This window comes from Cyanobium sp. L1E-Cus, assembly GCF_024345755.1.
Classification (GTDB): domain Bacteria; phylum Cyanobacteriota; class Cyanobacteriia; order PCC-6307; family Cyanobiaceae; genus Cyanobium_A; species Cyanobium_A usitatum.
Window position 1 is genome coordinate 286,653 of sequence record NZ_JAGQBS010000002.1, and the last position, 21,633, is coordinate 308,285.

A 21,633-nucleotide genomic window follows, 5' to 3' on the forward strand; every position below is an offset into this window, starting at 1 on the left:
AAACCTGGGTTCCACCCTCAGGGCTCAGCGCCAACCCAGCAAGTAGGGCAGCGCCTTAAGCCCGTAGCGCTCAAAGCGGTATTCAAACAACAGGGCGGAGAGATCCTCCGCCCGCCGGGTTTGCAAGCCCGCCAGCAGGCGCTCCAGGCGAGCATCGGCCCTGGCATCAGCAAGTCCTAGCCAGGTGCGCCTAGCTAGGCGGCCACTCAGGCTCCAGCGCCAGCCCAGCTCCCGCCTTAGCAGGCTCGGGTATTGGTCTAGGACGGCACAGCCAGCTTGCTTGGCCAGGGCCTTCAGCAGCAGCGGTGCCAGCACCCTGGCACTGGCTAGGGCGTGGCGGATGCCCTCCCCACCCAGCAGGTTGGCCGTGCTCACCGCGTCACCTAGGCCGATCAACCTGCCCAGCCGGTGTGGTTCATGGCGGCGGACCGTGCTGCGAATGCGGCCCCCATGGCGATCGAGCACCTCGGTTTGGCCTAGGCCGCAGCGCTGCACCAGGGCGCCCAGCTCCAGAGCCAGCGCTGGCTGGGCACGGCTGGGATCGGCCAAGCGGCACACCCCCACCTTGAGCTGGCCAGGTGCCATCGGAAATACCCAGCCGTAACCCTGCCGCACCCAGTCGCTGCCAAGGAAAAAACTGAGCCGGTCTGCCCAGGGCCGGTACTGCTCGGGATGCACCTGCAACAACCATTCCACCCCCAGGCCGGCCACCAGCGGATCGGCCAGCTTTGCCTGCTCGCCAATCAAGGCTCGGCCCTCGCCGCTGGCATCCACCAGCCAGCGGCTGCGCAGCAAGCGGCGACCAGCAGCGCCATCGCGCACCACGGTGCAAACGCCAGCGCCATCTTGATGCCAGCCAATAGCCGTAACGCCGAGCTGCAGGCGGGCGCCCCAGGCCTGGGCCTGGCCAGCTAGCCACTGGCGCAGGGCGCCAAAATCGAGCACGGCGCCGAGGGGTTGCTCTGCGCTCCACAGCCGCCGCTGCTCGCCTGGTCCCACCAGCTGCCAGCCACTCCAGCGCGCCGCCACAACGTGAGCGGGTATGCCAAAGCGATCGAGGGTCTCAAGCGGCAGGGCCGCACTACTGAAAGCCGCCTGCCCCAAATTCTTAAGCCGATCAACCAGCAGCACATCAACCCCAGCCTGGGCAAGTAGACGGGCTAGCTCAGCACCCGAAGGGCCAGCACCCACCACAAGCACCTCGCAGTCGTAGGGCTCCGGTTCAGACAGCAACGGGCGCAGCTGCAGCAGGGAGACTGCTTTGAAGGGGAGCACCAAAACGGCTTATGATCCGCTCCGCCATCTGGGGCGGGGTGAGACCGAGGCTCTGCTTGCTCTGCTCCGGGCTGGCGTGGTCCACGAGCACATCGGGGATGCCGATGCGCAACACGGGCACCAGCACGTCGTGGTCGCTGAGGGTTTCCACCACGGCGGCACCGAAGCCACCAGGGAGGGCGCCCTCCTCCATGGTCACCACCTTGCCGATGCGCTTGGCCATGGGAAGAATCAAGGCCTCATCTAGGGGCCGCAGGAAGCGGGCATTGATCACGGCCGCCCGCAGACCCTTTTCCTGCAGCAGTCCGGCCGTAGCCATCGCCGGAGCCACCATGGCGCCATAGGCCACGATCAGCAGGTCGTCGCCGTCGGTGAGCAACTCGCCCCTGCCGATCTCTAAGGGTTCAAAACCCTCTTCTGCCAGAGGCACCCCCTCGCCTTCGCCGCGGGGAATGCGCAGGGCGCAGGGGCCGATGTGGTGAATTGAGGTCACCAGCATGCGCTGTAGCTCAGCCTCATCCTTGGGGGCCATCACCGTGAAATTGGGGACAGCGCGGAAGTAGCTGATGTCGTATTGCCCCTGGTGGGTAGGGCCGTCGGCGCCAACGATGCCGGCCCGATCCAGCACAAAGGTGACCGGCAGGTTCTGGATGCCGACGTCGTGAATCAACTGGTCGTAGGCGCGCTGCAGGAAGGTGCTGTAAACAGCCACCACGGGCTTGAGGCCTTCGCAGGCCATGCCAGCCGCCATGGTGACGGCGTGCTGCTCTGCGATGCCCACATCAAAATATTGATTGGGAAGAGCCTTCTCCAGCAGATCAAGTCCGGTGCCGGTGGCCATGGCAGCGGTGATGCCCACCACGGTGGGGTCCTGTTCACATAGCTTCACCAGCGTCTGGCCAAACACCTTGCTGTAGCTGGGTGGTTTGGGCTTGCTGGAGGGATAGGCCTTGCCAGTGGCCAGATCAAAGGCGCTCTGGGCGTGATAGCCCACCTGATCGGCCTCGGCGTAGGCGTAGCCCTTGCCCTTGGTGGTGGCCACATGCACCAGCACAGGACCCTCGGTGCGGTGGGCCTGTTCAAAGGTGCGCACCATGCCGGCGATGTCGTGGCCATCGATTGGGCCGATGTAGGTGAAGCCCAGCTCCTCAAACACCGCACCCACCTTGGGCACCGCCAAACGCTTCATGCTCTCTTTAAGCGTCTTGAGCTCGTTGGGCAGCTCGCCGTGCAGGAAGGGCAGGTGCTTGATCGCCTCCTCGGCATTGCCCTGCAGAAATTGCAAGGGTGGGCTCAGCCGCATGCGGTTGAGGTAGGTGGAAAGGGCACCCACCGGCGGGCTGATCGACATGTCGTTGTCGTTCAGCACCACCACCAGCTTGGTTTTCGGCAGGTGGCCGGCGTGGTTGATCGCCTCTAGAGCCATACCACCGGTGAGGGCACCATCGCCGATCACCGCCACGCATTTGAAGTCTTCACCGCGGCGATCGCGGGCCAGGGCCATGCCTAGGGCTGCCGAAATCGAGGTGCTGGCGTGGCCGGCACCGAAATGGTCAAAGGGGCTCTCGCTGCGCTTGAGGTAGCCGGCTACCCCGTTCTTCTGGCGCAGGCTATCGAAATCCTTGTAACGGCCAGTTATCAACTTGTGGGGGTAGGCCTGGTGACCCACGTCCCACACAACTTTGTCGTGGTCGAGATCGAGGGTTTGATAGAGGGCGAGGGTGAGCTCCACCACTCCCAGCCCGGGACCCAGGTGCCCGCCGCTGGTGCTCACCACCTCCAGATGGCGCTCACGAATCTGGCGGGCAATGGCTTCAAGCTCTGCCGTGCTCAGGCCGTGCAGCTGATTCGGGTGACTCAGCTCGCTGAGATGCATGCACAACCCTGGAGGTGGGGTGCAATCTAGGCCTTGGCTTCCGCCCAGGGGTGCGAATTGCGACACTGGTGGGATGAGCGAGGCCCCTGAGAGCTATCTGCAACGGATCCTGCGGGCGCGGGTCTACGACGTGGCGATTGAATCGCCACTGGATCCTGCGCCGAATCTCTCGGCGCGCCTGCACAACCGGGTGCTGCTGAAGCGTGAGGATCTGCAGCCCGTGTTCAGCTTCAAGCTGCGCGGCGCCTACAACAAAATGGCCGGCCTCTCGCCTGCCGAGCTGGAGCGGGGCGTGATCGCCGCCAGCGCCGGCAACCATGCCCAGGGAGTGGCGCTAGCCGCCCAGAAGCTGGGCTGCAGGGCCGTGATTGTGATGCCTGTCACCACACCGGAGATGAAGGTGAAAGCGGTGGCGGCCCGGGGCGCCGAGGTGGTGCTGCATGGTGACAACTACGACGCCGCCTGCACGGAAGCCACGCGCCTGGGCCTTGAGCGGGGGCTCAGCTTCATCCATCCCTTTGACGATCCCGATGTGATCGCCGGTCAAGGCACGATCGGGTTGGAGATCCTGCGCCAGTGCTCCTCGCCGCCTGACGTTATCTACGTGGCCGTAGGCGGTGGCGGCTTAATCGCCGGCATTGGGGCCTACGTCAAAACCCTCTGGCCCCAAGTTCAGATCGTTGGCGTTGAGCCAGTGGACGCCGATGCCATGACCCGCTCCCTAGCCGCCGGGGAGCGGGTGCAGCTTGAGCAGGTGGGCCTTTTCGCCGATGGCGTGGCGGTGCGCCGCGTCGGTGAGCTCACTTTTGAATTGGCAAAGCAAACGGTGGATCGCATGGTGACAGTCGACACCGACGCCATCTGCGCAGCCATCAAGGACGTGTTCGAAGACACCCGTTCGATCCTGGAGCCTGCCGGAGCCCTTGCCATAGCCGGCATGAAGCGCGATGTGGTGCAACAGGGCTTGCACGGCCAAACCTTGGTGGCGGTTGCCTGCGGCGCCAACATGAACTTCGACCGGCTGCGCTTCGTGGCCGAGCGCACTGAGATCGGCGAAGACCGCGAAGCGATGCTGGCGGTGGAAATCCCCGAGCAGACCGGCAGCCTGCGGCGCTTCTGTGGTGTGCTGGGCCAGCGCAGCCTCAGCGAGTTCAGCTACAGGCTGGCCGATCCCAGGGTTGCTCACATTTTTGTAGGGGTGCAAACCAGTGGCACGGCCGACGAGCAGCAACTGATCAACGACGTGCAGAACGCCGGCTTCCCCTGCCTCGACCTCTCCAACAACGAGCTGGCCAAGCTGCACCTGCGTCACATGGTGGGCGGCCGCCTGCCCGCCAGCGCCGGCCCGGCTCTCGCTCAGGGCGAAGAGCTGCTCTATCGCTTCGAGTTCCCCGAAAAACCAGGCGCCCTGATGGCGTTCGTAAACGCTTTACACGCCAACTGGAATATCAGCATTTTTCACTACCGCAACCACGGCGCCGACGTGGGGCGGATCGTGGTGGGGGTGCAGGTGCCTCGCGCTGACAGACCCGCCTGGCAGGAGTTCCTCGATGGCCTGGGCTATCAGCACTGGGACGAATCGGCCAACCCTGCCTACAAGCTGTTTTTAGGCCCCAGCTCAGCGCCCCTGCCAGCCCTGGCATGAGCCAAAAAAGCTGCGGTAACCTGCGGGCATGCAAAGCACGGGGCTGATTCAGGGCCTATCCCTGCCCGCCCGGATGGAGGCGATCCTCTACTTGAAAGGCCGGCCCCTCAGCCTGGCAGAACTTGCTGAGATCGCTGCGGTTAGCCGAGAGGAGGCGGAGCTTGGCTTGATCACCTTGATCACCGACTACGCCCACCGGGATACGGCCCTGGAGGTGCGCCAAGAGGGCAACCGGTACAGCCTGCAGCTGCGCGATGGGCTGGCAGACCTGGTTCAAAACCTCCTGCCCGTGGACCTATCCACGGCCGCCCTGCGAACCCTGGCCACGATTGCCTTAAAAAAGCGGATCTTGCAATCGGATCTAGTCGAGTTGCGCGGCTCCGGCGCCTACGACCACATCAAGGAGCTACTGGCCCAAAATTTCATCGAGCGCAAGCGCCAAAGCGAGGGCCGCTCCTACTGGCTCACCCTCAGCGAGAAGTTCCACCGCACCTTCGCCATCAAGGCTGAGGCTGACCTCTGGAAGCAAGCTGCCTAGAGTTGGCCCACTAACAAAATTACATGGACGCCCTGAGTTTCCTGCTGCAGGTTCTGGCCCAGACCCTCAGCATCTACACCCTGGTGTTGCTGGTGCGGGTGTTGCTGAGCTGGTTTCCCAATCTCGACTGGAGCAACCCCGTGCTTTCGACGGTGAGCTCGATCACCGATCCCTACCTGAATGCCTTCCGCGGCCTGATTCCGCCCCTAGGCGGCCTAGACCTTTCGGCGATCGTGGCCTTCATTGCCCTGCAACTGGTGCAGAGCCTGCTCGAAGGCGCCAGCGTTTCGGTGCTCGGAGCTGGTTACTGATCAGCTAATGCCTGTTCAAGGGGCAGCAGCTCGTCATCGGCGCCAGCGCGGCTGCGCACTGGAGCACTGAAACCCCTTGCCTTGACATTTCTGAAGCTGAGCGGTCCAGGGGTGCCAGCCGGCACCGATAGGCGCAGGGCAAAGGCAGAGGTGCCTGGTGGCACATCACCAATCGAACCCACCCGGGTGCGGTTTTGCAGCACCGGCTCGCCACTTGAATCAACGATCAGGGCAAAGACGTCGGTATCAACAACGGTCTTGCGGGTGGGATTCACCACGCTGCCGCGCAGGGCGTAGCAGCTGGCACCAGCCGGGCGCCGCAATTCCGGCTGTGCGCCAATGTCCTCGGCGGGGCAGGGATCGATGCTCAGCTCAGATACCTGCAGATCTGCTGCCCAGGCAGGAGCTGGCAGCACCAGCGCACCAATGACTAGGAGGGCGAGCAACCGCGCCAGCCACTTTGCAATCTCATGCCGTGGCCCAAGCTCAAAACCTTGCTTGCTCACCGCCTGTCACCACTGCCTCCAATCACGTTACGGGCGGCGCGGCTGGCCAGTTTGTCGAGGTTGGTCTGGGCAATTTGCTCTAGCTCCAGGCCAAGTTCAGTAGCGAGCTGGGCCACGTACCAGAGCACATCACCAAGCTCGAGCTGCAGGTCTGCAATCACCTCAGGCGAAAAATTGCCCTGACGGTCGCGCAGCACTTTTTTGACCTTGTCGGCCACCTCGCCAGCCTCACCGCACAGCCCCAGGGTGGGATAGATGGGGTTGGCGCCGGCATCTGGGTAGCGGGCCGTGGCGCGGCAACCCTCTTGGTATTGCTGAAAATCCACCTATGGCAGCCCATTGCAGGCCTGGATGGTAGTTTCCAGTCGTCTGTTGGCGTTTACATGCCCCAGCCCGATCTCATGCGTCGCACCAAGATCGTGGCCACGATCGGGCCTGCCACGGAATCCGCCGAACGTCTGCGCGAGTTGGTGGCCGCCGGCGCCACTACTTTCCGGCTCAATTTTTCTCACGGCGACCACAGCGAGCATGCGGCTCGCATCGCCACGATTCGTCAGGTGTCAACGGAGCTGGGAATTGAGCTCGGCATCCTTCAAGACTTGCAGGGTCCCAAAATTCGTTTGGGCCGCTTTGCCGATGGGCCGATCACCCTGGCCAAGGGCGATCAGTTCACCCTCACATCCAGGGATGTGGCCTGCAATCAGAAGATTGCCACCGTCACCTACGCATCTCTGGCCGATGAGGTGGTGCCAGGCAGTCGCATCCTGCTGGATGACGGTCGGGTGGAGATGGTGGTCGACAGCGTCGACAAGCCGGAGCAGACCCTGTTCTGCCGCGTCACCGTTGGTGGAGTGCTCTCTAACAACAAGGGGGTGAATTTCCCCGATGTGCAGCTCTCAATCCGTGCCCTCACCGAGAAAGACCGCATTGATCTGGCCTTTGGGCTGAAGCAGGGGGTTGATTGGGTGGCCCTCAGCTTTGTGCGCAACCCCTCGGACATGCGCGAGATCCGGGAACTGATCCGCAGCCATGGCCACGAAACCCCCGTGGTGGCCAAGATCGAAAAGTTTGAGGCCATCGATCAGATCGACGACATCCTGCCCCTCTGCGACGGGGTGATGGTGGCTCGGGGCGACTTGGGCGTTGAGATGCCCGCCGAAGAAGTTCCCCTGTTGCAGAAGGAGCTGATTCGCAAGGCCAACAGTCTCGGCATCCCGGTGATCACTGCCACCCAGATGCTCGATTCAATGGTGAGCTGCCCCAGGCCCACCAGGGCCGAGGTGAGCGACGTAGCCAACGCCATCCTTGATGGCACCGATGCCGTGATGCTCTCCAATGAGAGCGCTGTGGGCGATTTCCCCGTGGAAGCGGTGGCCACCATGGCCATAATCGCCCGGCGCATCGAGCGGGATTACCCCCGCCGGGTGCTCGATAGCCACATGGCAACCACCATCCCCAATGCCATCTGCCAGGCGGTGAGCAGCATTGCTCGCCAGCTGAATGCGGCCGCAATTTTGCCGCTCACCAAGGGGGGCTCTACGGCTCGCAATGTCAGCAAGTTCCGCCCCAGTACCCCAATTTTGGCGATCACCAGCGAGGTGAATGTGGCCCGGCAGCTGCAGCTTTGCTGGGGCGTCAACCCCTTGGTAGTAGAGGAGCAGAGCTCCTCCACCAGCACCTTCAGCCTGGCCATGGGCATGGCACGCGAGCTGGGCTTTCTTCGTGATGGTGACCTAGTCGTTCAAACCGCCGGCACCCTCTCGGGAATCAGCGGCTCCACCGACTTCATCAAGGTGGGCATCGTCTCCGCGGTGCTCTCTAAGGGAACCGGCGTCGGCACTGGATCCGTGAGCGGTCGAGTTCGCCTGGTTGACAGCCCAGAGGCAGCGGCGGCAATCCAATCTGGCGAAATCCTGGTGGTGCATGAAACCTGCGCCGATTACGTCGAGGCGATTCGCAAAGCCAAAGGGGTAGTTACGGAAGCTGGTGGCCTCGAGAGCCATGCCGCCTTGATCGCCGAGCGCACTGGCGTACCAACGATTGTGGGTGTCTGTAACGCGATCGCAAACCTGCGTCAGGGGGAAATCGTGACCCTGGATCTGCAGCGCGGCGAGGTGCATCGAGGCGCCCGCAGCCACGACGCTGACGACAGACCCGCCATCGTTTAGGGCCAGCAGCCGCCACCGCAGCCATGCCAACCAAGCTCCCCATGCGGGAAACCGTCGGCATGGCCCTGAGCACCCTGCGCTCCAATCGGCTGCGCAGTTTGCTGACCATGCTCGGCATCGTCATCGGCAATGCCTCCGTGATCACCTTGGTGGGGGTGGGGCGAGGCGCCCAGAACCTGGCCGAAGGGCAGCTAAGCAATCTCGGCGCCAACGTGCTGTTTGTAGTGCCTGGCAGCAACGACACCCGGCGCCAGGGCATCGACTTCCCCAAAAACCTCGTGCTTGAAGACGCGGTCGCCATCGGCGAGCAGGTACCAAGCGTAAAGCGGGTAGCCCCCCAGATCACCTTGAGCGGGGTGGTTCAGGCGGGCGGCCTGAGCAGCAGCACGTCAATTTTCGGTGTTACACCGGAGTTTCTGCCGGTTCGTCAATTTGAGATCGCCCAGGGGCGCTTCTTCACCGCCAGCGATCTCAACGGCGCTCGCAATGTCACCGTTGTGGGGCCCGACTTGGGCACAAAGATGTTTCCAGGCAAGGCGCCAGTGGGGCGCCAGCTGCGTATTCGCAACCAGCTGTTTGAAGTAATAGGCGTTCTTGAACCCAAGGGCGCCGTATTTGGTCAAAACCAAGACGAGAACGCCTACGTGCCCCTCAGCACCATGGTGAGCAAGCTTTCAGGACGCGACCCCACCTACGGGGTCAGCCTTAATTTCATTAGCGTCGAAGCCCGCGACGAGCAGAGCACGGGGGCCGCGAGCTTTCAAATCACCAACCTGTTGCGCCAGCGGCATCGGATCCTGCGGGAAGACGATTTTGCCGTGCGCTCCCAGAAAGATGCCCTCACGATTGTGAGCACGATCACTGGTGGCCTCACCTTGATGCTGGCGGCCATTGGTGCCGTGTCGCTACTGGTGGGCGGTATCGGCATCATGAACATCATGTTGGTGTCGGTGAGTGAGCGCACCGAGGAGATCGGCCTGCGCAAAGCCCTCGGCGCCCGCAGCGGCGATGTGCTGCTGCAGTTTCTGGTGGAGTCGCTGGTGCTGGCCAGCCTGGGGGGCGTGATCGGCAGCGCCGTGGGCCTTGGCACGGTGGCTGTGGTTGGCGTTCTGACACCCCTACCGGCATCGATTGGTGCGGCCACGGTGCTGGTCACGGTGGGGCTATCCGGTTCGATTGGCCTTTTCTTCGGCGTAGTGCCCGCCCGCCGGGCTGCGCGCCTCGACCCAATCGTTGCCTTGCGCAGCCTTTGAAAAGCTCTGGAGAACCCGCAGCGCGACGGGGCGAAACCAGAAAAAACCATTAAAAATTCAAAACAGTGGCGTCCGTCACTAAACCCGCACTTAAGCCAGTGGCTTTATGGGTGGAGAATTCGGGATTCAGTCGTGGCCCACCTGGCGTGCAGTTACCGCAATACCAGCGATCGGATGGTGATCCTGCGCTGCATCGGTCCCGAGCAGTTCTTCCTCGAACGAGTGGTGTTTCCCTTCGAGCTGCTCAGCTTCCAGTGCCCACCAAGCAGCGTGGTGAAGATCTGGACCCACGGCCTAGGTGGGCCTGAATTGGTGGAGACAGTTAACTCCGGCGATCTGGTCAACGATCCACCGGCCCAACCAGCTCAACCGGCCCAACTCGAATCTCTGCGCTGGGCAACGGCTAGCTGAAGCTGGGCTCGGGGAGGGGGCCTGGCGCCGTTACACTTGTCAACAAAGTGTCTCAGCTATGAACCAGCGCTGGCGTCTGATTGCCCTCTGGCTGCTGCCCCTTGCAGTGGTCGCATTCCTCGGCTGGCAGCTGCTTGGTAACGGCGGCACGGCCCGTTTCAAACCAGAAGGCGCCACGGTTGCTCCCCGCAATGCGGCAGTAGCCCGCATGAGCTACGGCCGCTTCCTCGATTACGTCGATGCGGGCCGGGTAACGGCGGTTGATATTTTCGACGGCGGTCGCAGCGCAGTTATCGAGGCTGTGGATCCTGACCTCGACAATCGGGTGCAGCGTCTGCGCGTAGACCTGCCCGGTGTTGCTCCAGAGCTGGTCAACAAGCTCAAAGAGCAGGGCATCAGCTTCGATATCCATCCACCTAAAACCGCTCCACCAGCTCTTGGATTGCTCGGCAATCTGCTCTTCCCATTGCTGCTGATCGGTTCGCTGATCTTCCTTTCACGCCGCGGCAACGGCATGCCCGGGGGTCCAGGTCAGGCGATGCAATTCGGCAAAACCAAAGCCCGCTTCGCCATGGAAGCTGAAACTGGCGTCAAATTTGACGACGTAGCTGGTGTTGAAGAGGCCAAACAGGACCTCCAGGAAGTTGTCACCTTCCTAAAAACCCCTGAGCGCTTCACTTCAGTTGGCGCCAAGATCCCCAAAGGGGTGTTGCTGGTAGGACCTCCCGGTACCGGCAAAACCCTGCTAGCCAAGGCAATTGCTGGTGAAGCCGGAGTTCCCTTCTTCTCGCTTTCAGGATCTGAATTCGTTGAAATGTTTGTTGGCGTGGGCGCCAGCCGGGTTCGTGACCTGTTCAAGCGGGCTAAGGAAAACAGCCCTTGTTTGATCTTCATCGACGAAATTGATGCGGTGGGACGCCAGCGTGGTGCTGGTGTCGGCGGCGGTAACGACGAGAGGGAGCAAACCCTCAACCAGCTGCTCACCGAGATGGACGGCTTTGAAGGCAATAGCGGCATCATCATCATTGCCGCAACAAACCGAGCCGATGTGCTCGATTCAGCCCTGTTGCGCCCAGGTCGTTTCGATCGCCAGGTTCAAGTTGATGTGCCAGACATCAAAGGGAGGCTGTCTGTGCTCAAGGTGCACAGCCGCGATAAAAAGCTGGCCGATGATGTGAACCTTGAAGTGATTGCTCGCCGTACACCAGGCTTCTCCGGCGCCGATCTCGCGAACCTGCTCAATGAAGCGGCAATCCTCACGGCCCGGCGCCGCAAGGAGGCAACTTCACTTGCCGAAATTGATGATGCCGTCGATCGGATCATTGCCGGCATGGAGGGCAAGCCCCTCACCGATGGGCGCAGCAAGCGCCTGATCGCATATCACGAGGTTGGCCATGCCCTGGTGGGCACCCTGGTGCAGGCCCATGACCCCGTTCAGAAGGTCACCCTGATCCCACGTGGCCAGGCCCAAGGACTTACCTGGTTCTCCCCCGACGAGGAGCAGATGTTGGTGAGCCGGGCCCAGCTCCGAGCTCGCATCATGGGTGCCCTCGGCGGCCGGGCTGCCGAGGATGTCGTCTTCGGCCACGCAGAGGTCACAACTGGTGCAGGTGGTGACATCCAGCAGGTCGCCTCGATTGCCCGCCAAATGGTCACCCGGTTTGGCATGAGCGATCTAGGCCAGGTCTCCTTTGAAGCAGGCAACCAGGAGGTTTTCCTGGGCCGCGACCTGATGACCCGCAGCGATGGCTCCGATCGCCTTGCCAGCAAGATCGATGATGCCGTGCGCCAAATGGTGCACAGCTGCTACGCAGACACGGTCAAGTTGGTGGCAGAGCACCGCGCCTGCATGGATCGGGTAGTGGAGCTACTGATCGAGAAAGAGAGCCTCGATGGCGAAGAATTCCGCTCCATCGTGGCCGAATTCACGGCAATTCCAGAGAAGGAGCGCTTCTCGCCCCTGCTGGCCGGCTGATCAAGCAGTCGCACTAGCCATCACAGGACCGGCATCCACGCGACTCGTCGTGGGTGCATTTTTTTTGCTCAGCCAGCGAGCCACCCAGCCCGCTGCCACTCGATTCGACTCCTCAGCTGCCTAACTGCTCTCAAACACTCTGAGGGAGATCATCCGGTCACCGGGCTCACCCACGTCCACGAAGTAGTAAGCAATAAAACTTGGCGGCACTGGTCCGATCCGTAAACCAACCCGTGTTCGAAACTCCTTTAGATGACCGATATGCAAGCCATGATTCGTAGGCAGGCACTTAAGGGAAGCGGCCCTAACCCAACTAAAGTTCCACACCAAAGCACTCAATTGGACTTCTTGGTATGGCGGCCATCGATCCAACAGAAACGCTGGTAAAGCAGCCCGAGCCGCAGTGGATCGGCGAGGCTCTCGGCACCAATGTAAAAAGCCTGGAGGCCAAGCTGCTGGGGGAGGGCAGGGGGTTTCAATCGACCACTTGGCGCCTGGAGCTGAACTGCGATCCACCTGAACAAGGGCCAGCAAGCGTAATTCTCAAAAGTGAAACCTCCAATAAGGACTTCAATGAGTTCAGTCGACTGAATAACGCCTTTGGTCGTGAGGTGGGTGTTTACACTCACTGCACGCCAAGATTGGAAAATCACAAACCCTCAGTCTTTGCAACCAATTCCTCTGAGCCATATTGGTTACTGATCGAGGATCTGACCCACCTACGTTCAGGTGATCAAGTAATCGGACTCAGCTACCAGGAAACGTTGGCCACGATTCAACGCATGGCAGCTATCCACGCCGAATTCTGGCTTGATCCTTCCTTGAACCAGCACAGCTGGTTGCCAAACCATGGCTTCTGGTTTGCAGACCCCAAAGCAGAAATAGTTGATGATTTCTTTGCCACCTACGGCGTGCGCTTCGGCACGGATGTTTGCCGGTTATATCGCGCGGTACTGGAGCAAAGCTCTGACATTGATCAGGCTCTCAATGACAGGCCTTGGACGCTCGTCCATGGTGATCTGCGCGCCGACAATTTACTATTCGGCCATACGCTGGAAGATCCGGAGTCGGTAATAATTGATTGGTCCTGGGCCAGCCGTAGTTCAGCCGCTATTGATATCGCCTTTTTGATTGGCGGCAGCACCCCCCAGGCTCAGCGGCTTGGACGTCATGAAGACCTGCTGCTGGCGTGGCACCAAGAACTACTCAAGCTTGGAGTTTGCGATTACTCGCTTGAAGAGGCCAGGTACGACCTGCAATTAGCGGCTTTACGGACGATCACTGCCGGCATAGCCATGCATTCCTTCACGGGCCCAGATATTCCGATCCGGGCAGCCCTGTTCATGGATGACGCGATCCAGCGTCATGCGGCCTACGCCTTGGAAATTGACGCCTGGCAAGCTCTGCCCGATCCGAGTGCCTGGAATGCCTGATATTGATGTGAATCTCGCCAACCCGCCGCTGGCTCCCGGCCCCTATTTGCGCCTGGGTGCAGGCAGCGATTGGCCAAAGGCAAACGGTTTCAGTGACAACAACTGTGCCAGCCAGCAGCCCCCTGCCCTGTTTGGGTGCGGCACTGGCAATAACGGCCTAGCCCTTGGAGCTTCAGGCAGCTTCGAGCCGGCAGCAGTGATCGATGCCGCGGCGGGATATCGCTTCAACAGCTGGTTGCGGGCCGAAGCCCTGCTCAGCTGGAGGCCAGAGCTTGAGTTCAGCGGCCAAAGCAACTTCTCTGGGCGTGCTGGGGCCAACCAGCCTGTGACTGGCTCAGCCTCCTCAGTGGCCGGTTTTGGGGTTGCCTATGTCGATCTACCCAAAGTGGGCCGGGTTCGCCCTTTCCTTGGCGCCGGCCTGGGTGTCGCCCGCAACAGCCTTAGCTCCGTTAGCTATCGCTTCCCTGGCATCGCTGCTAATGCTGCAACGGTCACGCCCGATGGCAGCTCCAGCGATCTGGCCTACCTACTCACCGCCGGCATCAGCATTCCCCTTAATAAGCGGCTAGATCTCGACTTGGCCTATCGCTTTAGCGACCTTGGGGATGTGCGCACCAATAGTGGTCAGGCTGGCTTGTCGCGACCGACGCTGCCAGCAGGCACAACAATCCCTATCGGAGGAACCCAGGCGGCCTTACAAGCCCATGGGGTGCAGCTGAGTTTGCGCTACTCGTTTTAAAAAACACTTTAAAAAAACCTTTTTTAAAAACCCTTTATTCAGATATTGCCCGGGAACACCAGCCAATCCCTCAAACAGGACGCACAGGTCGTTTTTCGATGACCTTGTCAATTAAGCCGTACTCAACAGCCTCCGCGGGTGACATGAAAAAGTCGCGGTCGGTGTCTTCCTCAATGCGGGGCAGGGCTTGTCCCGTGCGATCGCTGAGCTCCTGGTTGAGCTTCTGCTTCAAGTAGAGAATTTCGTTTGCCTGAATACGGATGTCGCTGGCCTGGCCGCGGGCGCCGCCCAAGGGCTGGTGGATCATGATTCGCGAGTGGGTGAGGCTGCTGCGCTTGCCCTTGGTGCCAGCGCAAAGCAGAAAGGCACCCATCGAAGCGGCCAGGCCTACGCAGACGGTTTGCACATCTGGCTTGATGTGCTGCATGGTGTCAAAAATTCCCAGACCGTCGTATACCGATCCACCCGGAGAATTGATGTACATGAAAATATCCTTCTCGGGATCTTCTGCCTCAAGGAAAAGCAACTGGGCCACAACCCGGTTGGCCGACTCAGCAGTGACCGGTTCACCCAAGAAGATGATGCGCTCCCGCAGTAGCCGGGAATAGATGTCAAATGCGCGCTCACCCCGGCCCGACTCTTCAATAACGATCGGGATCATGGAGCTGCATTTGCGAGTGGTTCCGATCCTACTGAGCCCGGGCGGCTAGGGTCGACCAACCTTGGCCTAATCCAGCGTGAGTGCAGCCCTCACCGTTGCCGACAGCAAGCGGGAGTTTCACCGCGCCTTCCCCCACGTAATCGCGCCGCTCTATCGCCGCATGGTGGATGAGCTGCTTGTGGAGCTGCACCTGCTCAGCCGTCAAACCGGCTTTCGCAGTGATGCCCTGTTTGCCTGCGGCCTGATCCAGGTGTTCGACAGTTTTGCCCGGGGCTATCGCCCTGACGGCCAGCGCCTCCCCCTGCTCCAAGCCCTTTGTTCCGCTTCCGGCTTCGATGCCAACCAGTTGCGCCAGCAGCGTGACAGCGCCATGGCAGCCATGGGCAGCCACAGCGTCGAGCAGGTGAAGCAATGGATCGAACAGGAGGGTTTGGGCGCACCCGAACCCCTTGCGGCAGCTCTTGCTGACATCCGCCGCCCCGATTTCCACTATTCACGGTTGATGGCCGTAGGCCTGCTGAGCTTGTTGGAGCAGGCGCAGGGCGCAGACGCCTTGGATGCCTCCGCCCTGCGCAGCTATGCCCACGATCTGGGCGGCTCCATGGGCTTGCTGCGCGAGCGACTCGACAAGGACCTGAGTCTTTACGCCACCAACCTCGAGAAAATGGCCCAGGCAGTTGAGCTAATGGCGGAAACCGTTGCTGCTGAACGCCGTAAACGGGAACGGCAGCAACAGGAAGCCACCGAGGCACCTACCGAGATTGCAGCTGAAGCCGCCCAGTCAGCTGGCTGAGGGCTGAGCCAGGAGCAGCTGGCACTGCCGTCAGGCTGAGCTGGCTTGCCAGTTGGACGGGCTTGGGCAATTCGGGCGGCAGCAAGCCCCGCTCTGCAAGCGCTGCAGGCCGCAGCCGCAACTGCATCGAAGCGCCAAGGCCTGGCTGATTCAGCACAGGCGTGGCTGCTGCAGGAGTAGCGGCAGGTGGTTCGGGTCCAAGGAACAGCAGCAGCTGGGTGCTGCCTGAACCAGCCAGCACCCAGCGCCAACCTCCCACGACTCGCCCATCCTGCTGGCGCCAGAGCGTCGCGGCTAAGGCCTTGGATCCAGATTGCGTCGCCTCGAGTCCCTGGGTCTCCAGCGGTTCAACAAGCCCGGCAAGCATCTGGTTCCAGGGACGCCGATCCCCTGAGACCGCCAACTGCAGCTCCAGACCCGTTTGGAAGGGCCCCTGGGCCAGCGGGCGCAGTCGCAAGACAAAGGGCACACGACGCAGCATGGTTATTTGGGCATCACCGATGCCGTAGCGAGCCGACAGCGGTTCCCGGATCAGCTGGCGGCTCAGCAGCCCCTGCAGTAAGCCCTCAAGGCCAGGACCGCGCCAATCCAGCAGCAACTCTGAAGGCAGGGGGGGAGGCACAACGGCTGGCAGCGCACGGCCTGGGGCGGCCAGCAGGCCGCTGGCGGCAGCTGCTTCTCCAGCGAGCCCCAGGTTGGCCCCCTCGAGCTCGAGACTCAAACATCCCTCCTGGAAGCGTTGCAGCAAAGGGGCTGCAGGGCCCGCCATCACGCCGAGGCCAAGGGGGGCCCAGAAAACCGCTTGCTCCTGCTGCAAACGCTGCAGACAGCGCTGCTCCAGACCGCGGCGCTGACGTTGGGCCAACTTGAGCTGGTCTTGCAATAGCCGCTTGGCAAGGGGATCGGCTGCCACGACCACGAGGTCATCAACCCGAATTCCATGGGGAGGCAGGGGGCTTCCTACTTGAAACTGATAGGCCAAAAAGGCGCCACCATCGCCATCGCGCCCCCAGAACTGCCACCAGAAGCGGCGCTGCTGACGCCAAATCCGACGCGCCTGAGCAGCGCCGAGGCGCTGGCTCCACAGGGCTGGCACCGGTCGCTCCGGGGCGGCGGGAAAGCTCTGCAGCAGGGCAGCCTGGCCAATCAACCGCTCCAGGCCCTCGGCCCGGGGCCGGGGGGATCGCAGCAGCAAGCCAGCGGGAAGCAGCAGCAACAGAACTGTCAGGGTGAGGGTCCAGCGCAAGCGGGTCACGCCACAGCTCCGTAGAGGGTGGTGCGGCGCCGCACCGGACGGCCAAGCCGCTGGGCAGCCGCCTCAAGCGCCTGGGGGGACTGGCGGGTGCCGCCGCTGGCACCGGCCATCGTGGTGATGTGTTCCTCCATCAAGGTGCCGCCCAGGTCATTGCAGCCCCAGCGCAGGGCCTCGGTGGCTCCTGGGAGGGTGAGCTTCACCCAGCTGGGCTGGTGGAAGCGAAACCAGGGCCCCAGTAACAGCCGGGCCTGGGCCGTGAGCCGCAACATCGCTGCAGGGTCGGGCTGGTCCCGTTGCACCCGGGAGCGCAGGGCAGCTGGCGCCGAGGCGCCCACAAATGGCAGCAGCACAAACTCAGTGAAACCCTGGCGCTGATGCTGCCAGGCGTAGCGCTGCACCGCCACCAGGGTGAGCAGGTGAGCCACCACGTCTGCCGGGGACTCGATGTGGCCTGCCATCAGGGTGCTGGTGGCAGGCAAGCCGTGTTGGTGCACCTGAAGCATCACCGCCACCCACTCCCTGGCCGTGAGTTTCTCCGGACAGAGCACCTGCCGCACCGGCTCACTGAGCACCTCTGCCGCCGTACCCGGCACCGATCCCAGGCCAGCCGCTTGCAACCGCGCCAGCACCTGATCGAGGGGCAGCCTGTCGTGCTGGGCGAAATAAAGCAGCTCCTGGGGCGAAAAGGCATGCAGGTGCAACCCCGGTGCCGCCTGCTGCAACAGACCAAGCAACCGTTCGGCATAGGCCAGCTGACTGCCTGCCACCGTGGCGGCTGGGTTGAGTCCGCCCTGGATGCAGAGCTCGGTGGCTCCAGCCTCAAGCGCCTCGGCGGCTTTTTGCTGCAGGTCTGCTTCGCTAAGCCAGTAGGCGCCGGGGTCGCCAGCATCGCGACGGAAGGCGCAGAAGCTGCAGTGCTTGATGCAGTGGTTTGAAACGTTGAGGTTGCGGTTCACCACGTAGGTGACGATGTTGCCCGCGAGTTGTTGACGCAAGCCATCTGCAGCGCGGCGCAGCAGTTCATCCTGCTCGGCATCAGCGGTGCGGCTGAGCAGGACCAGACCGAGGGAGGCAAGCAAGGCCGGATCCCAGCTGCCCGGTTCGTGCTTATCGCTATCACCACTGAGCGGCAGCTTCGGCTGGGCCGAGTGGATGGCCGCAACTAGGTCATCTAGGTCAAGGGCATCTACGTCAAGGGCCTCTAGGTCAAGGGTTGCCGAAGGGCTAGAGGGCCCAGCTGGGGGTGGCACCAGCAGCTCTGCGGCGCTCTGCCAGGCCCAATCCGCTAACCCAGCGGGAGTGGGGGATGGTGGCGAAGAGCCGGCTGGGCTCACTTGCGGCGCTTGGTTTGAAGGGCGTTGCGACGGCGACGATCGCTCCACTCGATGATGGAGAGATAGATCACTCCTCCGCTGACAAACACCAGCAACAACACCGCGATTGCGGAAAGCACCTGGGAGGCGGAGAGGTTCAGCTCAGGCACAGAGGATCGTCAAAGCCAGGTCAGAACTTGATGCTGTTGTCGCCGTGACGACCCCAGACCACCATGGCGATGGAAAAGCTGAAAAGAGCAGCCAAGGAGGCCCAACCCGCAGAGATCAACATGGTGCAGCTTGCAGTCTTTGAAGGCACTTTACCTAGGCTGGAGCCCTAAAGGTGTTCGTCGTTGCAGTCCGTGGTTGTGGTCCTTTCCTCCGCCAGCCCCGTTCAGGAGCGACTGCGCCTGCGCCAGCCATACCCCGATTTCAAGGTGGTGGTGCTTGACGACGACTTCAACACCTTTCAGCACGTGGTGGAATCACTGGTGCGCATCATCCCGGGCATGCTCGCTGATAAGGCCTGGGATCTGGCCCACCGCATAGACGGGGAGGGTTCGGCGGTGGTGTGGTGCGGCCCCCAGGAACAGGCTGAGCTCTACCATCAGCAGCTGGGAGCAGCCGGCCTGACCATGGCTCCTTTGGAGCGGGCATGATGGGCCGGGTGGTCATCACCCACAGCACCTACGTGGAGGGGCTGATTCCGCTGCTCAAGCAACTTGCGCTCTGCCCTGGCATCGACACCGTCACCCCGGCGGTTATCAGCCGCGTGCGTGGCCGCAGCAGCCAGATGCGGCTGCGGGTTTCAGCGCCCATCACCGGTGGGCACAAGCTCGTCGCCCGCCGCGGCAGCAGCGTGCAGGAGGTGTTTGTAGTCACCGGCTGGAGCCGCGAGCAACTGCAGCAGTGCCTAGATCGCTTGCTGGGTCAGACACCACCCAAAAGCAACTCACCGGAAGGGGAACGCTCGTAGGACGCCGTTGCCTGAAACCGGGCAAAGGCGCCCCCCTCCCGAAACCAGGGCTCAAGCTCAAGGCTGAGCCCTTCGGGCTGCAGCTGCCAGCGCTGCTGAAGGTAGGCGGAATATTCCTCAGGGGTGCTTTGGGCGGCCTGCCAATGCACCACCGCGAAGCTCAAGGCGCTAACCCGCACGGTGCCCCCTTCTGATTCCTGAATCTCCTCTTCAAAAAGGAAGGTGCGGAAGCGATCCTGGGCGTCGCGTCCCTCGAGGCAGTATTTGCGCAAGTAGAGCTCCCGAGCGCGAGGAAAAACCGGGCCTGGGGCGAGGGCCAGAAGGGCTTCAAAGGCCTGCTGAAAGGACTCCATCAAGGCTGGCGGCCGAACCCGACCACGGCAGTAACAAGGTCCAGAATGGCCCCTGATCTCCACCGTTGTCGCCACCCCACCATGCCGATCTCCCCCCAGCAGCTCAATGGGGCCATGGCCTGGCGCTACGCCACCAAGGTGTTTGACCCCAGTCGCCGCATTGACGACACCACCTGGGCCGCCCTGGAGGACGCCCTCGTGCAAAGCCCATCGAGCTATGGCTTGCAGCCCTGGAAATTTCTGGAGATAAACGACCCCGCCCTGCGCCAGCAGCTGCGCCCCGAGTCGTGGAACCAGAGCCAGATCACCGACTGCTCCCATCTGGTGGTGTTCCTGGTGCAACGCCAGATCGGCGCCGCCGAAGCCGATCGCCTAATCGAAACGATGGCAGCCGTTCGCGGCCTCGATTCAGCCGCCCTGGCCACCTACCGCCAGATGATCGATGTCGACCTGATCAATGGCCCTCGCAGCCAGCAGATCGACCGCTGGGCCAGCAATCAGGTGTACATCGCCCTGGGCACCTTCATGACAGCTGCTGCCCTGCTCGAAGTGGACACCTGTGCCATCGAAGGCTTCGATCCGCTTGCTTACGACCGCATTCTCAACTTGGCAGACTCGCCCTACCGCAGCTGTGTGGTGTGTGCGGCTGGCTATCGCGACAGCAGCGATAGGTACGCCTCACTGGCGAAGGTTCGCTACGCCCCCGCCGAACTCATCGAGAGGCGTTGATTTGAAAGGGGTGGACCGCCGTGCCGTTTTGCCCCAGTGTTCGACCTGGTGGAACCAGAAGAGGGTCAAGGACGGGGCGCCGTTTCCGACTACGAGGCCGGTTTACGTTGCTTCCGCTGCAGACCCCCATGTCGAAAAGGGAGTCAGATCAGAAAACTGTAAAAGGCAGTCACCAACAAGGCAGTCCTCTGGAAGTGTAGGCCGATTACGGGTTTTGCGGGGGCAGGGGCCAGATGGATCTGACCCGCTCTAAAAGCTGCTCCGCCTGGCCAGCCCTTTCCCCAGCTGTGACCCCGTGCAGCAGCAGGGTGACATGACCAAGCTTGCGTCCTGGACTGGAGCCCTCCTTGCCGTACCAGTGCACCGTGGCCTCCGGTATGGCAGCCAGATCATCCCGCTTGGCCTGGTAGTCGGCTTCCGAACTTTCAAAGCCCAACAGATTCACCATTAGTGCCCCCGGCACCTGCAGCTCTACAGACCCCATCGGCAGGCCAGCAACGATCCTCACCTGCTGCTCGAACTGGCTGGTATGGGCTGCCTCAATCGTGAAATGGCCGGAATTGTGGGTGCGGGGGGCGATTTCATTAACCTGCAGACCGCCCGAGCCATAAAAAAGCTCAATGGAGATCACGCCCACGTAATTGATCGCCGTGAGCAGGGAAGCGGCGATATTGCGGGCATAGGCCTGCACCGCATGGGGCACTGAGGCCGGCGCCAGCACCCAGTCGCATACCTGCTGATGCTGGTGGGTCTGCACCAAGGGATAACAGCGCACGTTGCCAGCCCGGTCGCGGCAGGCGAGCTGGGAGAGCTCCTGCTCAAAATTGACAAACTCCTCAAGAATCCAGTCACCTAGGGGCACCCTTGCCAGCAGGGCCGTGAGATCTTCAGGGCTGCGCAACACGGCTGTCCCCTTGCCGTCGTAGCCGCCGGTGGAGGCCTTGGCCATCAATGGGTAGTTGAAGCCTTCAGGCAACAGGCCACTGGTGGGCAGATCGCACCAGCGCGGGCAAGGCAACCCCTGATCCTGCAGCAACTGCCGCTGGCCCCGCTTACTGACTAGGGGCGCGAGGGCCTCCAGGCTTGGCAAAAAGACGACTCCGTCAAAACTGAGCGGCGCCAGGGCCGGCAGGTCTAGCCATTCGTTTTCAAAGGTGATCGCGCCACTGCGGCGCGCCAGCTCCCGGGTGGCCGCCACATCGTCGAGTTCGGCCAGCACCACACTGCTGGCAAGGGCAGTGGCGGGATCCTGAGCCCCTGGTGTCAAAACATGCAGGGGCACATTGAGCTTGCGGGCAGCGGCGGCAAGCATCAAGGCCAATTGGCCGCCACCAACTACACCGATAGCAACTGCAGCGCTAGCAACTGGCTCAGTCACAGGGTTGGCACCAGCCACGGATCTTGGAACTCGCAGCTTGCAGCG

Annotated in this window: 24 protein-coding genes and 1 other RNA gene; 13 read left to right on the forward strand and 12 right to left on the reverse strand. The window is 62.1% G+C overall.

Annotation, left to right across the window (positions count from 1 at the left end; genetic code table 11):
• Positions 1 to 24: 24 nt before the first annotated feature.
• Complete coding sequence (locus KBZ22_RS01575; protein ID WP_315858591.1) at positions 25 to 1,275, reverse strand: NAD(P)/FAD-dependent oxidoreductase; 1,251 nt, start codon at positions 1,273 to 1,275, stop codon at positions 25 to 27.
• A complete protein-coding gene (dxs, locus tag KBZ22_RS01580) occupies positions 1,223 to 3,151 on the reverse strand; it encodes a 1-deoxy-D-xylulose-5-phosphate synthase (protein WP_255020766.1) in 1,929 nt (642 codons plus the stop codon). The genes KBZ22_RS01575 and dxs overlap by 53 nt, the downstream gene beginning before the upstream one ends.
• 73 nt (positions 3,152 to 3,224) lie before the next feature.
• Between dxs and ilvA the strand changes: the two genes are divergently transcribed.
• Genes ilvA through KBZ22_RS01595 form a run of 3 tightly spaced genes read left to right on the forward strand, consistent with a single transcriptional unit; the run spans position 3,225 to position 5,645 of the window.
• A complete protein-coding gene (gene ilvA, locus KBZ22_RS01585; RefSeq protein WP_255020767.1) occupies positions 3,225 to 4,796 on the forward strand; it encodes a threonine ammonia-lyase, biosynthetic in 1,572 nt (523 codons plus the stop codon).
• Positions 4,797 to 4,824: 28 nt separating this feature from the next.
• Positions 4,825 to 5,334 carry an SMC-Scp complex subunit ScpB gene (scpB, locus tag KBZ22_RS01590; protein ID WP_254941483.1) on the forward strand — a complete coding sequence of 170 codons (510 nt, stop codon included), beginning with the start codon at positions 4,825 to 4,827 and terminating at the stop codon, positions 5,332 to 5,334.
• Between the two features lie 23 nt (positions 5,335 to 5,357).
• A complete protein-coding gene (locus KBZ22_RS01595; RefSeq protein WP_106501631.1) occupies positions 5,358 to 5,645 on the forward strand; it encodes a YggT family protein in 288 nt (95 codons plus the stop codon).
• Here KBZ22_RS01595 and KBZ22_RS01600 read toward each other — a convergent pair.
• Positions 5,639 to 6,091, reverse strand: a complete 453-nt coding sequence (locus KBZ22_RS01600; protein ID WP_254941482.1) for a hypothetical protein — start codon at positions 6,089 to 6,091, stop codon at positions 5,639 to 5,641. The genes KBZ22_RS01595 and KBZ22_RS01600 overlap by 7 nt on opposite strands.
• A gap of 56 nt (positions 6,092 to 6,147) precedes the next feature.
• Entirely contained in the window at positions 6,148 to 6,477 is a 330-nt protein-coding gene (locus tag KBZ22_RS01605; protein ID WP_254941481.1) for a nucleoside triphosphate pyrophosphohydrolase family protein, read from the reverse strand.
• Between the two features lie 57 nt (positions 6,478 to 6,534).
• Between KBZ22_RS01605 and pyk the strand changes: the two genes are divergently transcribed.
• The 6 genes from pyk (at position 6,535) to KBZ22_RS01635 (ending at position 14,130) form a co-directional block, all read left to right on the forward strand.
• The gene (gene pyk, locus KBZ22_RS01610; protein WP_254941480.1) at positions 6,535 to 8,319 is read left to right on the forward strand and encodes a pyruvate kinase; all 1,785 of its coding nucleotides are present in this window, start codon (positions 6,535 to 6,537) and stop codon (positions 8,317 to 8,319) included.
• Between the two features lie 23 nt (positions 8,320 to 8,342).
• Positions 8,343 to 9,572, forward strand: a complete 1,230-nt coding sequence (locus tag KBZ22_RS01615) for an ABC transporter permease (RefSeq protein ID WP_255020768.1) — start codon at positions 8,343 to 8,345, stop codon at positions 9,570 to 9,572.
• 132 nt (positions 9,573 to 9,704) lie between these two features.
• Positions 9,705 to 9,983 carry a DUF1830 domain-containing protein gene (locus tag KBZ22_RS01620; protein WP_255020769.1) on the forward strand — a complete coding sequence of 93 codons (279 nt, stop codon included), beginning with the start codon at positions 9,705 to 9,707 and terminating at the stop codon, positions 9,981 to 9,983.
• A 58-nt stretch (positions 9,984 to 10,041) separates the two neighbouring features.
• Entirely contained in the window at positions 10,042 to 11,958 is a 1,917-nt protein-coding gene (ftsH, locus tag KBZ22_RS01625) for an ATP-dependent zinc metalloprotease FtsH (RefSeq protein ID WP_255020770.1), read from the forward strand.
• A gap of 353 nt (positions 11,959 to 12,311) precedes the next feature.
• Positions 12,312 to 13,391, forward strand: coding sequence for an ecdysteroid 22-kinase family protein (locus tag KBZ22_RS01630; protein WP_255020771.1), 1,080 nt, complete (start codon positions 12,312 to 12,314; stop codon positions 13,389 to 13,391).
• A complete protein-coding gene (locus KBZ22_RS01635; RefSeq protein ID WP_255020772.1) occupies positions 13,384 to 14,130 on the forward strand; it encodes an outer membrane protein in 747 nt (248 codons plus the stop codon). Before KBZ22_RS01630 ends, KBZ22_RS01635 begins: the two co-directional genes overlap by 8 nt.
• Positions 14,131 to 14,200: 70 nt before the next feature.
• Here the strand turns inward: KBZ22_RS01635 and clpP are convergent, their stop codons facing one another.
• Positions 14,201 to 14,791 carry an ATP-dependent Clp endopeptidase proteolytic subunit ClpP gene (clpP, locus tag KBZ22_RS01640; RefSeq protein ID WP_106501623.1) on the reverse strand — a complete coding sequence of 197 codons (591 nt, stop codon included), beginning with the start codon at positions 14,789 to 14,791 and terminating at the stop codon, positions 14,201 to 14,203.
• A gap of 76 nt (positions 14,792 to 14,867) precedes the next feature.
• Here clpP and psb29 point away from each other — a divergent pair, with 76 nt between their 5' ends.
• Complete coding sequence (psb29, locus tag KBZ22_RS01645; protein ID WP_255020773.1) at positions 14,868 to 15,584, forward strand: photosystem II biogenesis protein Psp29; 717 nt, start codon at positions 14,868 to 14,870, stop codon at positions 15,582 to 15,584.
• Here psb29 and KBZ22_RS01650 read toward each other — a convergent pair.
• The 4 genes from KBZ22_RS01650 to petN are packed head-to-tail and all read right to left on the reverse strand — an operon-like array spanning position 15,544 to position 18,444.
• Positions 15,544 to 16,839, reverse strand: coding sequence for a hypothetical protein (locus KBZ22_RS01650; RefSeq protein ID WP_255020774.1), 1,296 nt, complete (start codon positions 16,837 to 16,839; stop codon positions 15,544 to 15,546). The two genes, psb29 and KBZ22_RS01650, sit on opposite strands and share 41 nt — an antisense overlap.
• Positions 16,836 to 18,173, reverse strand: a complete 1,338-nt coding sequence (locus KBZ22_RS01655; protein WP_255020775.1) for a CofH family radical SAM protein — start codon at positions 18,171 to 18,173, stop codon at positions 16,836 to 16,838. Before KBZ22_RS01655 ends, KBZ22_RS01650 begins: the two co-directional genes overlap by 4 nt.
• Positions 18,170 to 18,322: a hypothetical protein gene (locus tag KBZ22_RS01660; protein WP_193486092.1), complete on the reverse strand. Its 153-nt coding sequence runs from the start codon at positions 18,320 to 18,322 to the stop codon at positions 18,170 to 18,172. Before KBZ22_RS01660 ends, KBZ22_RS01655 begins: the two co-directional genes overlap by 4 nt.
• A 20-nt stretch (positions 18,323 to 18,342) precedes the next feature.
• A complete protein-coding gene (gene petN / locus KBZ22_RS01665; RefSeq protein WP_106501620.1) occupies positions 18,343 to 18,444 on the reverse strand; it encodes a cytochrome b6-f complex subunit PetN in 102 nt (33 codons plus the stop codon).
• Between the two features lie 70 nt (positions 18,445 to 18,514).
• Between petN and clpS the strand changes: the two genes are divergently transcribed.
• Positions 18,515 to 18,811: an ATP-dependent Clp protease adapter ClpS gene (gene clpS / locus KBZ22_RS01670; protein ID WP_127431955.1), complete on the forward strand. Its 297-nt coding sequence runs from the start codon at positions 18,515 to 18,517 to the stop codon at positions 18,809 to 18,811.
• A complete protein-coding gene (locus KBZ22_RS01675; protein ID WP_255020776.1) occupies positions 18,811 to 19,128 on the forward strand; it encodes a DUF2103 domain-containing protein in 318 nt (105 codons plus the stop codon). Before clpS ends, KBZ22_RS01675 begins: the two co-directional genes overlap by 1 nt.
• Here the strand turns inward: KBZ22_RS01675 and KBZ22_RS01680 are convergent.
• On the reverse strand, positions 19,083 to 19,481 hold the full coding sequence (locus KBZ22_RS01680; protein WP_255020777.1) for a hypothetical protein: 399 nt from the start codon (positions 19,479 to 19,481) through the stop codon (positions 19,083 to 19,085). The genes KBZ22_RS01675 and KBZ22_RS01680 overlap by 46 nt on opposite strands.
• Positions 19,482 to 19,562: 81 nt before the next feature.
• On the opposite strand from KBZ22_RS01680, the gene KBZ22_RS01685 reads away from it, so the two are divergent.
• Positions 19,563 to 20,210 carry an NAD(P)H-dependent oxidoreductase gene (locus KBZ22_RS01685; RefSeq protein ID WP_254999260.1) on the forward strand — a complete coding sequence of 216 codons (648 nt, stop codon included), beginning with the start codon at positions 19,563 to 19,565 and terminating at the stop codon, positions 20,208 to 20,210.
• Between the two features lie 8 nt (positions 20,211 to 20,218).
• On the opposite strand, the gene ssrS is transcribed toward KBZ22_RS01685, so the two are convergent.
• Positions 20,219 to 20,400, reverse strand: a non-coding RNA gene (ssrS, locus tag KBZ22_RS01690) — 6S RNA.
• Positions 20,401 to 20,415: 15 nt separating this feature from the next.
• Entirely contained in the window at positions 20,416 to 21,588 is a 1,173-nt protein-coding gene (locus tag KBZ22_RS01695; protein ID WP_255020778.1) for a 5-(carboxyamino)imidazole ribonucleotide synthase, read from the reverse strand.
• Positions 21,589 to 21,633 lie beyond the last annotated feature (45 nt).